This is a genomic window from Rhodoferax fermentans (assembly GCF_002017865.1).
In the GTDB taxonomy this organism is placed as follows: Bacteria; Pseudomonadota; Gammaproteobacteria; order Burkholderiales; family Burkholderiaceae_C; genus Rhodoferax; species Rhodoferax fermentans.
The window spans coordinates 1,697,176-1,713,986 of sequence record NZ_MTJN01000002.1 but is presented as its reverse complement, the minus strand read 5'-3'; the positions used below and the strand labels follow the sequence as shown (position 1 = coordinate 1,713,986).

General features: G+C 55.3%; 12 protein-coding genes. All 12 read left to right on the top strand.

Translation table 11 applies throughout. The features are described from left to right. Positions 1-36 precede the first annotated feature (36 nt). The 12 genes from RF819_RS08160 to RF819_RS08110 all read left to right on the top strand — a co-directional run bounded on the left by RF819_RS08160 (position 37) and on the right by RF819_RS08110 (position 16,616). The gene (locus RF819_RS08160) at positions 37-777 is read left to right on the top strand and encodes an alpha/beta fold hydrolase (protein ID WP_244899946.1); all 741 of its coding nucleotides are present in this window, start codon (positions 37-39) and stop codon (positions 775-777) included. Between the two features lie 194 nt (positions 778-971). Further along, positions 972-1,184: a methylation-associated defense system helix-turn-helix domain-containing protein MAD1 gene (gene mads1, locus RF819_RS08155; RefSeq protein WP_242472796.1), complete on the top strand. Its 213-nt coding sequence runs from the start codon at positions 972-974 to the stop codon at positions 1,182-1,184. Further along, on the top strand, positions 1,184-4,174 hold the full coding sequence (locus RF819_RS08150) for an SNF2-related protein (protein WP_420853871.1): 2,991 nt from the start codon (positions 1,184-1,186) through the stop codon (positions 4,172-4,174). Before mads1 ends, RF819_RS08150 begins: the two co-directional genes overlap by 1 nt. Beyond that, on the top strand, positions 4,171-5,013 hold the full coding sequence (locus RF819_RS08145) for a KilA-N domain-containing protein (RefSeq protein ID WP_078364527.1): 843 nt from the start codon (positions 4,171-4,173) through the stop codon (positions 5,011-5,013). Before RF819_RS08150 ends, RF819_RS08145 begins: the two co-directional genes overlap by 4 nt. Then, positions 5,013-6,824 carry an AIPR family protein gene (locus tag RF819_RS08140; protein WP_078364526.1) on the top strand — a complete coding sequence of 604 codons (1,812 nt, stop codon included), beginning with the start codon at positions 5,013-5,015 and terminating at the stop codon, positions 6,822-6,824. The genes RF819_RS08145 and RF819_RS08140 overlap by 1 nt, the downstream gene beginning before the upstream one ends. Before the next feature lie 75 nt (positions 6,825-6,899). Further along, on the top strand, positions 6,900-7,646 hold the full coding sequence (locus tag RF819_RS08135) for a DUF5131 family protein (protein ID WP_078364525.1): 747 nt from the start codon (positions 6,900-6,902) through the stop codon (positions 7,644-7,646). 8 nt (positions 7,647-7,654) lie between these two features. Further along, positions 7,655-8,926: a three-Cys-motif partner protein TcmP gene (locus RF819_RS08130; protein ID WP_078364524.1), complete on the top strand. Its 1,272-nt coding sequence runs from the start codon at positions 7,655-7,657 to the stop codon at positions 8,924-8,926. Then, on the top strand, positions 8,923-9,618 hold the full coding sequence (locus RF819_RS21675) for a site-specific DNA-methyltransferase (RefSeq protein ID WP_244899881.1): 696 nt from the start codon (positions 8,923-8,925) through the stop codon (positions 9,616-9,618). The genes RF819_RS08130 and RF819_RS21675 overlap by 4 nt, the downstream gene beginning before the upstream one ends. Then, the gene (locus tag RF819_RS21670; protein ID WP_244899880.1) at positions 9,597-10,571 is read left to right on the top strand and encodes a DNA methyltransferase; all 975 of its coding nucleotides are present in this window, start codon (positions 9,597-9,599) and stop codon (positions 10,569-10,571) included. The genes RF819_RS21675 and RF819_RS21670 overlap by 22 nt, the downstream gene beginning before the upstream one ends. Continuing rightward, a complete protein-coding gene (locus RF819_RS08120) occupies positions 10,568-13,363 on the top strand; it encodes a TrlF family AAA-like ATPase (protein WP_078364523.1) in 2,796 nt (931 codons plus the stop codon). Before RF819_RS21670 ends, RF819_RS08120 begins: the two co-directional genes overlap by 4 nt. Beyond that, positions 13,360-16,128, top strand: coding sequence for a DEAD/DEAH box helicase (locus tag RF819_RS08115; RefSeq protein WP_078364522.1), 2,769 nt, complete (start codon positions 13,360-13,362; stop codon positions 16,126-16,128). Before RF819_RS08120 ends, RF819_RS08115 begins: the two co-directional genes overlap by 4 nt. Continuing rightward, positions 16,125-16,616 (top strand): hypothetical protein, encoded by a 492-nt coding sequence (locus tag RF819_RS08110; protein ID WP_078364521.1) that lies wholly within the window; start codon positions 16,125-16,127, stop codon positions 16,614-16,616. Before RF819_RS08115 ends, RF819_RS08110 begins: the two co-directional genes overlap by 4 nt. Positions 16,617-16,811: the final 195 nt, after the last annotated feature.

Below are 16,811 nucleotides of genomic sequence, written 5' to 3'. Positions count from 1 at the left end.
CACATGCTTAGCAGATGCTTGGTTCTATTGGCACTCGTGCTTGCCGCCTGTGCCGCGCATGCAGAGGGATCATTGTTCAAGGTTCCGACCCGCGATGGTGTCGTGACCACGTTGTTCTGGGAGGCTGCACCCGACGCCAAAGCCACCGTGTTTTTGTTCCCAGGCGGCGGCGGGGGCTTTGGCAAGTTCGAAGACGGCAAGGCCACTGGCGGCAACTTCCTGGTGCGCTCCGCACCGTACTTCTTGGCCAACGGTTTCAATGTCGCGATCTTCGGTCGCCCCAACGACATGGAAGAGCTGGGTTGGACGGAGCGAACCGAATCCAAACATATGACAGACGTTGCCAAGGTGCTGGAGTCCGTGAAGCAGAAGAGCGGCCTGCCGGTGTGGATCGTGGGCACCAGTCGCGGCACGGTGTCTGCAACCGCAATGGCGATCAATGTGCCCGATCCGACCATCGCCGGGCTGGTGCTTACCTCCAGCGTCGTCCGCTATGCCACGCCGGGGGCTGTACCACGCCAAGACCTCAAAGCCATCAAGATTCCAGTGTTGGTCTATCACCATGCCAAGGATGCTTGCAAGCACTGTCAGGCCAGCGAAGTGCCGTACATCCTCAAGGGGCTAATCAACGCCCCGATCAAAAAGCTGATGGTGGTGGACGGCGGGGCCAACCCCACAGGCGATGTGTGTGCGGGCCAGCACTGGCACGGCTTTATTGGCATGGAGAAAGAAGCCGTTCATGCGATCTCCGACTGGATCGACACCCCTACTAACTGAGCCCACTGCAAGCCGACACGCCCACTTTTATGCGAGGAGCGTGTCGGCTCTGTCTTTTGGAGGGGGCATGCTTGTCATGACTACGAGAATTCCGGTCATAATCAATCCTATTCATCACTATTCAGTACTATCCTGGTTATTTTGTGTTTCGATGCATGGGGTCATGCGCGTAACCAAGCTGCATAACAAAGAAGATGGACAAGCCCGCCATGACAGACCGTTGGTTGTCGGTTGAAGAGATCGCCGAATATCTCGGCGTGAGCAAAGACACCGTCTACGCGTGGATTGCGAAGAAGGGTATGCCAGCCCATCGCGTCGGTCGTCCTTGGAAGTTTCAACGGGAAGAGGTTGATGCTTGGGTGAGGTCTGGTGGTGCCAACGACAACAAGACGGGAGACGAGGTTTGATGCCACCGATTCAGCCTGCTCAGGACATCGCTCCAGCGTACAGCTCTCACCAGCTCGCCTACTTTGCGCACCAACTCACCCGCCGTGCCGCTTCGGATTCCATGGATCGCATGGCCGGTGCGTTGCTGGACGCGCAAGTTGACCTGAACCCACACCAAGTTGATGCGGCACTTTTCGCCACGAGCAACCCGCTGTCCAAGGGTTCTATCCTTGCCGACGAAGTTGGCCTTGGTAAGACCATCGAGGCTGGGTTGCTCATCGCCCAACGATGGGCTGAGCGCAAGCGCCGTATCCTCGTGATCGCTCCCGCCAATCTTCGCAAGCAGTGGCACCAAGAACTGGCCGATAAGTTCGGAATCTCGGCGGAAGTGCTTGAGGCCAAGTCTTACAAGCAAGCCATCAAGGACGGTGCCAGCAACCCCTTTGAAGCGCCTAGCGTGCTCATCACGTCCTACCAGTTCGCCAGCGGCAAGGCCAAGGAAGTTCAGGCCGTGCCGTGGGACTTGGTGGTGATCGACGAAGCGCACCGATTGCGCAACGTCTACAAGCCCGACAACAAAACAGCCCGCACGCTGAAGGATGCGTTGGTCTCTGCTCCGAAGGTGCTTCTGACTGCCACGCCGCTGCAAAACTCCCTGCTGGAGTTGTATGGCCTTGTGAGCTTCGTCGATGAAAAGGTCTTCGGCGATCTGGACAGCTTCCGCAGTCAATTCGGCTCGATCAAGGATGCCGCCAGCTTCGACGCCCTCAAGCGTCGTATCGAACCGGTCTGCAAACGCACCTTGCGGCGTCAGGTCGAGGCCTACGTCAAGTACACCAAGCGGATTCCACTGCTCCAGGAATTTGTGCCGGGTGCCGATGAAACCGACCTCTACAACCTCGTGTCGGAATACCTCCAGCGCGACTCTCTGTTTGCACTGCCCAACAGCCAGCGGCAGCTCATTACGCTGGTGCTGCGCAAGCTGCTGGCCTCCAGCACGTTTGCCATTGCCGGGGCGCTGGAATCACTCGCCAAACGCCTGCGGCAGACGTTGGACGAGAAGTCGGCCAGCCTTGATCTGACTGAGGAGCTTGACCAGGACTTTGAAGGCTTGGACGAGATTGCCGAGGAAATCGACCGCATCGAAGAGCAGGAAGCTCAAGCTGGAAAGAAAACCAAGACCGAACAGGAAATTCTGGCCATCAAGGCTGAAATCATCGAGCTTGAGTCGTTCCGCGACCTTGCCGTTTCGATCACCGAAAACGCCAAGGGCTCGGCCTTGCTGCAAGCCCTCAAGGTGGCATTCGAGAAGTTGCTGGAGCTTGGCGCGGCCCAGAAAGCCATCATCTTCACAGAATCGCGTCGCACGCAAGATTACTTGCTCGGCTTGCTGGCAAAAACGCCCTACGCACCGGGCGTCGTTCTGTTCAACGGAACCAACAACGATGCTCGCTCCAAGGAGGTTTACGCCGCTTGGATGAAAAAGCACGCGGGCACAGACCGCATCAGCGGGTCACGTTCAGCCGATACCCGTGCCGCGTTGGTGGAGTACTTCAAAGAGCAAGGCAGCATCATGATTGCCACGGAAGCCGGGGCGGAAGGCATCAACCTTCAGTTCTGCTCTATGGTCATCAACTACGACCTGCCTTGGAATCCACAGCGGGTGGAGCAGCGCATCGGACGTTGCCACCGCTACGGCCAGAAGCATGACGTGGTGGTGGTGAACTTCCTCAACAAGGAAAACGAGGCCGACCGGCGCGTGTATGAACTTCTGGCGTTGAAGTTCAGGCTGTTCGATGGCGTATTTGGGGCCAGCGATGAAGTGCTTGGCGCAGTTGAGTCGGGTGTCGATTTCGAGCGTCGCATCGCCGAGATTTACCAAACCTGCCGCCACCCCGAGCAAATTCAATCGGCCTTCCAGCAGTTGCAGGACGATCTTGCTGGCGAGATCAGCGATGCCATGCTGAACGCCCGCAAGGCGCTGCTTGAAAACTTTGACGTAGACGTGCAGGAACGGCTGCGCCTTCGCGATCAAGCCGCCCGCGCTTCGCTGGGCAAGCTCGAACGCATGCTGATGCGCTTCACACAGGCCGCGCTGGGGGCAAGCGCCCGCTTCGACGAAGACGGGACTGGTTTCCAACTGGACAGCACGCCGTCATTTGTCGGTGATGCTGCAAGGCAGGAAATCCAGCTTGGTCGCTACGAACTGCCGCGTCGCACCGAAGAAGCGCACATCTACCGGCTGCAACACCCGTTGGCGCAAACGCTGCTTGACTACGCCAAAGGCCTGCCGCTCTTCCCGGCAAAGCTCCGCATGCACTACAACAGCTACGGTGCCCATGTCGCAGTGGTCAAGCAACTGGTGGGCCGCTACGGCACCGTGGCCGTGAGTCTTCTCACTGTTGAGTCCCTGGGTGCGAAAGAAGACCATTTGCTGTTGGCTGCGCAGGACGACACGGGGGCAGTCCATGACGCAGAAACGGTCGAAAAGCTGCTTTCCATCCCTGCTGTCGCCAATGCTTTGCCTCTGGCAAGCACGCTGCCCAATGCCGATACGGTTGCTGGCGTGGAACAGCCGGGCCTAGATTTCAATGCCGCCTATGTGCCTTTGTCGCCTGTGCTTGAACAGGAAATCAACCGGCAAAAGACCATCGTCCTCTCTGGGCTAGAGATGCGCAACCTGGCTGCATTCACGCAGGAGACTGACAAGCTCGACACATGGGCCGATGACCTGAAGGTCGGCCTTGAGCGCGAAATCAAGGAACTCGACCGCCGTATCAAGGAAACGCGCACCCTGAGCAAAGGGGCTGCTACCTTGGCCGAGAAGCTGGTGGCGCAGAAAGATCAGCGCGATCTTGAAGCCTTGCGTGACCGCAGGCGGCGCGAACTCTTCGACCGCCAGGACGAAATCCAAGCCAAGCGCGACGGCCTGATCGACGAACTGGAAAAGCAACTGAAGCAGCGTGTGATTGCTACCCGGCTGTTCGCTGCGGAATGGGAGGTGTCATGAAGAATCGCATTATCAACGTCAAAGGGGCCGAAGTCACCATCGCCACCCGGCACGAGCAGGACTACATCTCGCTCACCGACATGGTGAGGAACTTTGACGGAGGCAGCGCCTTGATTGAGCAATGGCTCAAAAACAAGGACACCGTGTTGTTCTTGGGCGTGTGGGAGCAGCTCAACAACCCAGGATTTAATTCCCTCGAATTCGAGGGAATTAAAAATGAGGCTGGGCGCAACAGCTTCTTCCTGTCGGCCAAGAAGTGGATCGAGGCCACCGGCGCCGTCGGCCTGCATGCCAAGGCTGGGCGGTATGGCGGAACCTATGCCCACAAGGACATCGCCTTCGAGTTCGGCTCCTGGTTGAGCCCGGAGTTCAAGCTCTACCTCATCAAGGAGTTCCAGCGCCTCAAGGATGAGGAGTCCCGCGCCACCTCCTTGGAGTGGAGTTTTCAGCGCACCTTGGCAAAGGTCAACTACAAGATTCACACCGACGCCATCAAAGAACGTCTGATTCCGCCGCTTCTCACGCCGAAGCAGACCAGCGTCATCTACGCCAGCGAAGCCGACTTGCTGAACGTTGCAATGTTCGGCATCACGGCGGCCCAGTGGCGGCAGGCCAACCCAGACCAGAGTGGGAACATGCGCGACGCGGCCACCCTTGAGCAACTGGTGGTGCTATCCAACCTCGAAAGCATCAATGCGGTGCTAATTCATCAAGGGCTGGCTGCCCCCGAACGGCTGGCGCAGTTGAACTCCATTGCCATCACGCAGATGCGGTCGCTGGTGGGTATCAGTGAGATCAAGCAGCTAAGTGGCCCCAGGGCCAACAAGGGGCGTGCTTGATGCCTGCGCTTGCCACCAACTTCCTGAATATTCTCAAGGACAAACTTGAGAAGGACTTCGTACCGCATCTACCAGAACTGATCGAGAAAAAGCGCCCGAAAGCAGATCAAGACAAAAAGCAGCTTTCCCGAGCCTTCAGCGGTTTCGTCCTGCACAAGATGCTGAACCTTGGCATTGCCGACGCGGCGCATTCCGTGGTCGATGATTTCGACGACAACGGCCTTGATGCCATCCACTATGAGGCCACGAGCAAGACGCTTTTCCTCGTGCAAACAAAATTCGAGGTTGGCAAGCAATTCGACGAACCTGACGCTATACGTTTTCGCAACGGTGCCGATCTGTTGCTGGGTCAGCGTTACGACCGTTTCAACACGAACGTCAAGCGCCGCAAGGACGAACTAGACGATGCCTTTGACGAAGCTGAACGCATTCAATTGGTTGTAGCCTACATTGGCACTGGATTTTCGGCGCATGCCAACGCTGCGCTCAAAGAACTGACCGAAAACGAAGAACATCACGAGGTTCAGGCTGAGCGATTGCAGCCTGATATTGCTGAGTACGGCCCGGACAAAGTTCAAGCCGACCTACTGGCGGAACAAAGTGTCGGTGTCGTAAACGGGAAGCTCCGTCTGAGCAAGTGGCAGCACCTCGACGGACACCGGGATACGCATATAGGCATCGTACAGGTCTCCGCATTGGTGGCGCTGCACAACGATCACAAGAAGGCGCTGTATGAACGCAATATTCGATACTTCCTTGGTTCACGTGAATCGGATGTGAACAAGGCCATCCAGGAAACTTTGCGAACAGCGCCAAACGAATTCTTCTATTTGAATAACGGCGTAACTGCTTTAGCAGATTTGATCGAGTCGCCTCGCGGAAGCAAGGTTTCCAAGCTATTGGAATTCCGAGGGCTCTCAGTAATTAACGGAGCCCAGACGATTTCATCTGCCGCAGAGTTCGTCGCACAGAACCCAGGTTGTGACATTTCCGATGCCAAGGTTCTGATAACAATCATTAAGGCTGATTCGGAGGGCAGGTTCGGCCGGTCTGTGACTCGGGCACGCAACCATCAGAACCCCGTTTCGACTGGCAACTTCGCGTCCCTTGATCCTCGGCAAGAAGAGCTACGCCGCGAGTTGGCATATTTGGGCTACAGCTACCACTATCGGCCCGAAGCAACGCCTCGCAACGCTGAGGTATCAACCAGCATCATCACCATCGAGCAAGCCATGAAGGCTTTGGCCTTGTTCGAGGTCGATTCGCGTTATCCGTTCTGGCTCAAGAACGAAATTTCCCGGTTCCAAAACGCTGAGTCCAGTGAATACCAGTCGCTGTTCACGCATACGCTGACTGGGGCGCAACTTGTCAACAAGGTGAAGTTCTTTCGCTTTGTTCGAGATGTCCTCGCCTCCAATGCAGCAGCAACAAAAGGCGCAGAGGGGCTTTTCTACAAGCATGGTGCCTTTGTGGTGGCGGCCGTCTTAGCCAAGCGTTGCCGCACCCTGGTCAATGAGGCGGATGTACTACGACAGACACAGCTCAATGAGTTGCTGAGTGCTCCCCTCGACCAATGTCGGCAGGTGTGCTGGGACAAAGCCAGACCGCTAGTGGGACAAGGGCGCAGCGTACTGTCCTACTTTCAAAGTCAGGGCAGCACGGTGCGTTTGCTGGACAGTTGCATGTCTGCTATTTACGGTCTTGAGCAGGCAGAGGCATACAACGCTGTGAAACAGATCGCAGATCGGAGAGAAGCCTTTCCACAGGAAAGAGTATTCCGTTATCTGGCGACGCAAGCCCCGCAGATTTGAAATGCTGACAGGCGCACTAGACAAATTCTGTGGATCGCTCTCGCGGCTGCGAGAACGAAATCGGAGACGGATGAAATGACACAGTTAAGCCGAATTGAATGGACTGAGGCAACTTGGAATCCCACGGTGGGATGCACCAAGATTTCCCCCGGTTGCAAGAACTGCTATGCAGAGGCAATGTCAAAGCGGCTGCAGGCAATGGGAACGCCCGGATATGCGAATGGCTTCAAGCTCACAGTTCTACCGGAGAGGTTGGAAGAACCACTGCGCCGAAAGAAGCCGACGGTGTATTTCGTCAACTCCATGTCAGACCTGTTTCACAAGAGCGTATCTGATGAATACATCGAGCAAGTTTTTGATGTCATTCAGCGTTGCCCACACCATACCTTTCAAGTTCTCACGAAACGTGCGGAGCGGCTTGCATCTTTCTTTAAGCATCGGGCTGTTCCAACCAATGCGTGGATTGGCGTATCGGTTGAAGATAAAGAATACGGTGTCCCCCGAATTAATCACCTCCGAAAAGTCGATGCAAGAATTCGCTTCCTTTCAGTGGAGCCGCTCTTGGATGATGTTGGCGAACTCGATTTGACGGATATTCATTGGGTCATCGTTGGCGGCGAGTCTGGCCCCAAAGCACGTCCGATGAAGCTCGAATGGGTCGAGAGTATCCAGCAGCAATGCGTAGAGCAATCAGTACAGTTCTTCTTCAAGCAATGGGGCGGCTGGGGTGTTGATGGCAAGAAACGCTCGAAAAAAGCCAACGGGAGGCTGCTTGACGGTCGGACGTGGGACGACATGCCCGAATTTTCATCCCACGTCTAAGGGCTTCTATGTCACGCAAACCATACAACTGGAAGAACGGGCCTGATTTCATTCAGCAGCACAGTGTCGCCAAGCACAGGATATTGCAGTCCTACCTTGCGGCTTATTTCAAAACTTTGGTCAGTTCGCCAAATCAAGATCTGTTGCGCTTAACACTGGTTGATGGTTTCGCTGGTGGCGGCCTCTATGTTCACAACGATACCCGTGAACTGGTCAAAGGATCGCCGTTCATATTTCTGAATGCGACGCGTGAAGCGGAATATCTGATTAATAAAGACCGCAGAAAGCCTGTCCGGCTGGAGGTTGATTATTTTTTTGTGGAAGCCGACAAGCATGCACACTCACATTTAGACAAGGTGCTGCGTGACGATGGGTACGGCACCCAGATCGGCAACACCATTCACCTGCAACATGCAAAGTTTCAGGATCAGGCCGATAGCATTATTGATTTCGTGAAGCGCAAGAGTCCAAGGAATGGGCGTTCAATCTTCGCACTCGATCAATACGGCTACAAGGAAGTGCCGACTCAACTTATTCAGAAGATATTTGCGAAACTGCCGAGTGCCGAAGTCATCCTGACCTTCGGAGTGGATTCTTTTCTGAACTACGCAAGTGATGGAAAGCTCACGCAGTCGCTGTTGGACGAGATCGGAATCCCAGACGTTCTGAACGGCCGTTCGATGGAAGACATCAAGTCATCTGAACGCGATTGGCGCTTGTTTATCCAGAGTGGCTTGTATCGCACGCTGGTCACTCGATGTGGCGCCAAGCATTTCACGCCGTTCTTTATTCGGAACAACAAGGGGCACGGTGACTATTGGTTGATTCACCTCTCGCAGCACCACAAAGCGCGTGATGTCATGACTGAGGTGCATTGGGACAACAACAACTATTTCATCCACTACGGCGGCGCAGGTCTGGATATGTTCCAGATGGTGGGCTACGACCCTGACCATGACGCTGACCACAAAAATCAGAACGTGCTGGGCTTCGAGTTTGATGATGTGGCGCGGAAGGCCAGCATCAGCGCACTCAATGAGCAGATTCCGAAGCGGGTGTATGCCAATGACGAGGGCGTGAGCTTTGGGATTCTGTTTGCCACGACTTGCAATGATTCCCCGGCTTCTGCTGCGATTTATAGAGAGTCGGTCGGATTTCTAATTGAAGAGAAGGTGATTGAGGTGGTCAGTGAGGATGGCGTGAAACGCCGGTCGGCTCAGCAGATCAAGCCGAATGACCAGATCATTGCTCCACAGCAACGCGGATTATTTACGCTATGACAAAAAGACAAAAACTTGAACTAACGTGGATCGGCAAAGATATCCGGCCAAAGCTAGAGCCACGCATTCTATTGGCTGATCCGAAACTTAGCTATCACGCAAAACACCGCGTTTCAGATGAGGACTGTTTCGATAATCACTTGATTTTTGGTGACAACCTGCTCGCTCTGAAAGCTCTTGAGCAGGAGTTCTCCGGCAAGGTGAAATGCGTTTTCATTGATCCACCATACAACACCGGGACAGCATTTACGCACTACGATGATGGGCTAGAGCACTCCATTTGGCTCGGTTTAATGCGTGATCGACTTGAGTTAATTCGTCGATTAATGTCCGAGGATGGATCTTTATGGATAACGATAGATGATAACGAGTGCCATTATCTAAAAGTTCTTTGTGATGAGATTTTTGGCAGGGGGAATTTTGTTGCCTCGATAGCTTGGGAAAAGGATCAAGCTCGTCACAACGACGCTGTTATCTCTGGTGCGCATGACCATATCCTTTTGTATGCAAAGAATATGAGCATTTGGAGGCGAATTCGCAACCTCCTTCCGCGAGAGGCGTCGAATAATGGTCGTTATAAGAATCCTGATGACGATCCCAGAGGCCCGTGGCTTCAAGGTGCATGCAGCACAGCAAAGAGTGGTACTGAAAAAATAGATACCCTGTTTCATTGCCGTCAGGTCGATCAATAGTCCCGCCGCCCGGAAATTACTGGCGCTTTTCTGAGGCGACCTTAAAGAAGGCCCAAGAAGAAGGTCGCGTCTATTTTGGCAAGGATGGCGATAGACTTCCCATCATTAAGAGCTATCTGTCAGAGGTTCAAGATGGGTTTGTTCCGAAAACTTGGTGGCCCGCAGATGAAGTCGGATCGAACCAAGCGGCAAAGCGCGATCATCTGAGAAAGCTACTTGCCGGAATTGAGCCATTTTCCACTCCTAAGCCGGAGGGGCTTATTCATCGAATACTGACAATTTCGACGAGCCCAGGTGATTTGGTTTTGGATTCCTTTGCAGGTTCTGGGACTACTGGTGCAGTCGCTCACAAGATGGGCAGGCGCTGGATCATGGTTGAGTTGGAGGACACGTGCCATACACACGTCATTCCAAGATTGAAAAAAGTTATTGATGGAGAGGATTCTGGGGGAATAACTAGTGAGGTGGCCTGGGAGGGCGGTGGTGGCTTTAGGTACTATCGCCTTGCCTCAAGTATGTTGCAGCAAGACCGTTGGGGCCACTGGGTCATCAACAAGGAATACAACGCTGAGATGCTTGCGGCGGCGATCTGCAAGCTGGAAGGCTTCACTTACGCGCCCAATGATGCCCACTACTGGCAGCACGGCTACAGCACCGAGACAGACTTCATCTACGTCACAACGCAGACGCTCAACGCCGACCAGCTACAGGCTTTGAGTGACGAGGTGGGCGAAGGGCGCAGTCTTTTGGTGTGTTGCGCGGCCTATCGCGGCTCGGCGGAGCGTTTTGCCAATCTCACGCTCAAGAAGATTCCGAAGATGGTTCTGAGCAAGTGCGAATGGGGTCACGACGACTACAGCCTGAATGTTGAAAATCTGCCGATGCAGCAGAAACCGAAAGTTGAGCCGCCGCGTCAAGGTGGCCTGTTCGGCGATGGGGAGGACCACGCATGACCCACAGTTACCCCGGCTCGCGCTGGTGGAAGTTCGATTTCCACAATCACACGCCCGCGTCCTTGGACTACCGGGGCGACAAGGCCATTACGCCGTGCCAGTGGCTGCAAGGCTATCTGGACAAGGGTATTCAGTGCATTGTCGTTACAGACCACAACACAGGTGGCTGGATTGACAAGCTGAAAGCGGAGCTGGCAACGTTGCAGCAGCAAGATGCTGCTACGTGGGGAGGCATGACGATCTTTCCGGGAATGGAGTTGTCGTGTAGCGGTGGCGTGCATCTGATGGTGATTCTTGACCCGAGCAAGGGCACTTCGGACATTGACGCCATCCGTGGCAGCGTTGGTTACACGGGTACGCCGGGTGACAGCGATGCTGTGACCAGCCAAAGCGTCGAGCAAGTTATCCGTGCCATTCAGTCAGCGGGTGGGGTCGCCTGCGCAGCGCACGTCGATCAACCCAAAGGCTTGCTGACCGCACTGTCCGATCACAACACTCTTCGGCCCATTTTCAAGTTGTTGGATGCCATCGAGATCATTGATCCGACAGCAAGCTGTTTGCAACCGCATTCTGCTGCCTTGGCTAACCTGGCATCTGTACTCGGTTCGGACAGTCATCAACCCAGTGACATCGGCCGGGGCTACACGTGGGTGAAGATGTCAGCCCCCTCCATCGAGGGCTTGAAGCTGGCGCTGCTTGATCCTGAGTCAGCTATCCGCCGTAGCAACCAATGCACCAACTACCCGCAGCAACTGAATCATTCGAAGATCAAAAGCATCACGGTCGAGAAGCTGCGGCTACGTCAGAAAGACCCACTGACGATTCATTTCAACCCCAGCTACAACGCCTTGATCGGCGGCCGTGGTAGTGGCAAGTCCACCATACTTGAATGCCTGCGCTTGGGGTTGGCACGCGAAAACGAACTCTTAACCGGGCGTTCTGACGGGGCGCTCAAGCAATCCTTCGAGAACTTTAAGAAGGAGAAGACAGGCCGCAACCAGCCGGGCATGATGCTCCACGATTCCCGCATCACGGTTGAAGTGTCCAAGGGCCAAGGCGATCTGGAAGAGCGGTTCGAGTACCGTTGGATGAAGGGGGCTGATGCCAAGTTCGCAGTGTCGGTGCGGCGCTGGGACAGCGGCGGATGGCAGGCAACACAACTGACCGAAGACCAGGCCCGCAGCAACTTTCCGGTGAAGCTCTTCAGCCAGAAGCAGATTCTCGCGTTGGCCGATAACCCGCAGCATCTGATTCAGTACATCGACGACGTGTTGGGCGGCAGCAAGGAGGCTTGGGCACAAGGCTTTGCCGTCAGGCGCGAGGCCGTGAACGTTGCCAGAAAACGTGTTCGCTCGTTGGAGGCTGAGATTGCACAGAAGCCCGCTGTCGAGCTTCAGTACAAGGAGGCATCGCGCAAGGCTAAGGTCTTCGCATCCTCGAACTTTGGCGATGCCCTCAAGGCGTACCAGCGCGCAGGCAAACAGCAGCGGGCGGTACAGGGATTTTTCAAGCAGCTTGGTGAGGATGTTCAGTCACTACAAACCAGTGCTGCGGAAGCAGCGAGCCTGAAGAATCTGGCACTTATCGACTTCGAGACCACTACTCCCGCCGAACAATCGGAAAAGGCTGCGACGGAAGCCTTGACTCAGAAGCTGGTTGGCAGCTTTGACCAGATCACGGCCTTGGTCGCCAGCATGCAGGCAGACCTTGCGGCAGCGCAGGCAGCCAGTGATGCGAGCACATGGCATCAAGAAAATAAAGTACATCTGGATGAGTACGCACGCATCGTGGCGGAACTCAAGGCCCAAGGCATCACTAATGCCGAAGATGCATCTCAGGCCGTGGCGCTGGAAGAAAAGCTAAAGAAGCAGCTAGATCAGTTCAACGTCGTCAACACCGATCTTGAGCAAGCACGGAAAGCTGTTGTGGATGCACAAGCCGCGCTGCACCAGGAGCGCCAAGGGTTGACCACACTGCGGCAGGACTTTCTCAATCAAGTTCTGGTGAATGTGCCCGCATTGAAGATCACACTGAACAGCATGGCGGACGCCGAAGCTGGCGCCACCAGTTTGCGTGAGATTCTTCGCATTGAAACGGAAGGTACTTTCGCCAAGGAAATCTATGGTGAGACCGATGACGATCCGCCCAAGCCGTGCGGCATGGTCTGGGATTTGGTGAATCCGGCCTTGGCCTCGTCTGTGCCTGAGCGGTTGCAGGAGATCAAGCAATCTCTTGAAGAGATGAACGAGCAGGTGCTGAACACCAAACTGCACGGGAAGTTTGTCAAAAAGCTGAAGGACATGAAGCCGGAGGTCGCTTCGGTGGTCTTTGACGAATTGGCGGCGTGGTTCCCCGAAGATGCCGTTGATCTTCAGTACAAGCGTGACGAATCAAGTTCGTTCCAGAGCCTTCAGCAGGCATCGGCAGGCCAGAAGACCGCGGCAATCTTGTCGTTCCTGTTGGCACACGGTAGCGAGCCGCTGCTGATGGACCAGCCCGAAGATGACTTGGATAACGCACTGGTCTCCCAACTGGTGGTCGCCCAGCTCAGGAATAACAAAAATCGTCGCCAACTGATTGTCATTACCCATAACGCCAACATCGTCGTGAACGGCGATGCCGAGCTGGTCATGCCCATGGAATTCGTGGGCGGCCAGATCGTGAACAACACAGCGGGTGGGCTACAGGAGAGGTCTGTGAGAAAGAAAGTCTGTGAAATCATGGAGGGCGGGGAAAAGGCCTTCGAGCAACGCTACAAGCGGATTTTGAAAGATATGGAGCGCACGGCATGAGTACAGAAAAAATCGTGCGCACGGTGGCCGGGCGCCTGAGCCTGCGCGAGCCGCAGACCATCAGCCTGGAGCGACTGAACACTGCATTGGAGTCTGTGCCCGCGTTGCGTGACTCGAAAGCACGCTCGCAGGAAGAGCTGAAGGCCATGCAGGAAGCTCTGAAAGCTGAGTTTCCGAAGCTGACGGATTTCGAGCGGGACTTTCCATCCTTGTGCTTTGCGCTGGCAACAGGTGTCGGCAAGACGCGCCTGATGGGGGCGTTCATCAGCTACCTGCATGCAGCCTACGGATACAAGCACTTCTTTGTGCTTGCCCCAAACCTCACGATCTACGACAAGTTGATTCGGGATTTCAGTGACACAACCGGGCCGAAGTACGTCTTCAAGGGCATTGCGGACTTTGCCGTTGAAGCCCCGGAGGTGATTACGGGCGAGACCTACGAACAAAAGGGTGACTTGGTTTCACAGGCGATTGATGCGCCCGTTCAGATCAACATCTTCAACATCTCGAAGATCAATTCGGAAGTTCGTGGCGGCAAGGCACCGAAGATAAAGCGGCTTTCTGAGTACCTCGGTCAAAGTTATTTCGAGTACCTGGCTGGTTTACCAGACCTTGTGCTCATCATGGACGAATCGCACCGCTACCGTGCCAGTGCTGGAATACGGGCACTAAACGAGCTGAAACCGTTGCTGGGCCTTGAACTGACGGCGACGCCTTTTACCGAAGGGACAAAAGGCCCGGTACCGTTCAAGAACGTGGTGATGGACTATCCCTTGGCGCTCGCCATCGAAGACGGCTTCGTCAAAGAGCCCGCCGTGGTGACGCAGCAGAACTTTAACCCTGCCGACCACAGTGCGGAGCAATTGGAGCGCATCAAGCTCATGGACGGCATCCGTGTTCATGAAGAGACCAAGGTGCATCTGCTGACCTATGCAGAGCAGACAGGCCAGAAGCCCGTGAAGCCCTTCATGCTGGTGATCGCCCGCGACACCACCCATGCTGCCGCACTGTTGGGCACGATAGAAGGCCTGTTTGATGGGCAATACAAGGGCAAGGTGATTCAGGTCGATAGCAGCAAATCTGGCGCGGAAGAGGAAGAAATGATCCGTCGCCTGCTGCTGGTGGAGAGCTACACCGAGCCGACCGAAATCGTGATTCACGTCAATATGCTGAAAGAAGGCTGGGACGTGACGAACCTCTACACCATCGTGCCTTTGCGGGCCGCCAATGCTCGCACCTTGATCGAGCAGTCCATTGGGCGTGGTCTACGTTTGCCCTATGGTCGCAAGACTGGCGTTGAGGTGGTGGATCGCCTGAACATCATCGCGCACGATAGGTTCAAGGAAGTCATCGACGAGGCAGGCAAAGGTGACTCGCCGATACGGCTGAAAGAGTTGAAGTTGGAGCCGACCGATAACAACGGAAGCCGGTTGACTAGCCTTTCAGTGCCATCCAACACATCAGTGATGCTCGGAATTTCTGGCGTGAAGGGTTCCGGTGCCGATGGCGCGGCAATTGTCTCCTCAGGATATGGGCAAGGTGCAGGCGGTTCGGCTCAATCACCTGCGGTAGTCTTTACCGGCGAAGAACGCAGAATCGCCATGGTGGCCATGGATGCTGTTGCAGAGTTGGGCAAGGATCGAATCCTTGTACCCACCAGTACGGCGCTAGGGACAACCACCGTCCAAGAGAAGCTGACCCAATTGGTCATGGAGCGACTAGTGCCGCAGCAGGGCGAGCTGCTGGACACCATGGCCTCCAATGCCGAGGCAGTGGCCGAGGTGGTGAAGAAGTCGGTCGAGGTCTTCATCGACCAGACCATCGACATTCCGCGCATCACCGTTGTCCCGGTCGGCCCGGTGAAGGGCGGCTATCGTAGCTTCACTCTCGATGTGTCACGCATGAACTATCAGGCGACAGATCAACAACTGCTGTCTCAAGGTTTGCAATCGGGCCGTCAACTGACCTATGGCGAGGCGGCCGTGATCGAAGAATCCCGCCTTGAGGACTACATCGTCCGCGAACTCATCAACTATGACGACGTTTCCTATGACGATCATGCCGATCTGATCTATGAACTCGCAGGTCAGGCTGTGGCGCATTTCCGTAGCAAGCAGCCTGACGACGCGGCGGTTCACAACATCTTGGGCAATCATGGGCGGGCCATCGCGGAGAACATCCATCTTCAGATGGCAAAGCACTATGAGGAAGATTCAGCCGGCTCCGAGGTCATCGTCAGCCAGGGCTTCATGCCGTTGAAGCCCTGCGCCTTCACGGCTAAAGACGATGTGAAGCCTTTGCATTGGACGCCGGACGACAAGCGCACCATCGGTCAGTACGTCTACGGCGGCTTTCAGCGTTGCGCCTTTGGCTTCCAGAAATTCCACTCAGACACTGAGCGCATCCTGGCCACCGTCCTGGAGCGTGAAGCGCGCCGCTGGTTCCGTCCGGTTTCGGGCCAGTTCAACATTTACTACCGGGCCGGCGTGAATCAGCCCGAGTACATCCCAGACTTCGTGGTGGCGCTGGACGACATCACGCTGATGATCGAAACGAAGAAGGCAAAAGAGGTTGCCGAGGCGCAGGAGTCAGAGACCGAAGTGAAGGCGAAGGCCGATCAAGCCGTCATCTGGTGCAAGAACGCTTCGGACTACGCCGCCAAGGTCGGCGGCAAGCCGTGGGCTTATCTGCTGATCCCGCACGATGCGGTGGCTCCCAATGTGACGTTGTCAGCCTTGCGGGCCAGATACGAGGTGGTGGAATGACTGAACTGAAAAAGAACGTAGGGAAAGAGCTGCGCAAGCTCTGCGATACTGATTCGGATGTTGCGGCCGTTTGTGAGGTGCTGCGCGGGTATCAGCGGGGACGCTGGGAAACCACCACCACACGCATCTGCATCCATTTGATAAATGCTGGGTATGACCTGAAGCGATCACAGGTTACGGCCGCATTCAAGAAGCTCCAAGGCCTTGGGCTTGGAACCTTTGTCACTGGCCGCAAGGGCTGGGAGTCGCGATTCGTGTTTGCTGAGCGAGTCACGGTCATTGCTCGCCTATTGGCCGGCGAAGAACTCGACGTGATCGAGTACGAACTGGAAGAGGAGTCCGAGCACGGGTACACCGAGACCATTGAGCATTCGTTCAACCTTCGCCCAGACTTCACCTTGGATGTTGAATTGCCAGCCGATCTGACCGAGTTTGAGGCCAAACGCTTGGCCCAGTTTTTTGGATGCCTGGCATTCAAGCAGGATTGATGAAGAAGAAAATCGGACTGCCTGTGACGAAGTTTCACCGTGCTGGACAGCTGACATTGCCACTGGCTACAGTGACTACACGGCACCGTTTTGCCATGCTGGCGGCGGTATAGGCCGTGCCGCGTGAGTCGCGGGCACATTCAATCCATCCAAACCAAAGGGCTACGGCATACGTCGTGGCCCTTTGTCGTTTCT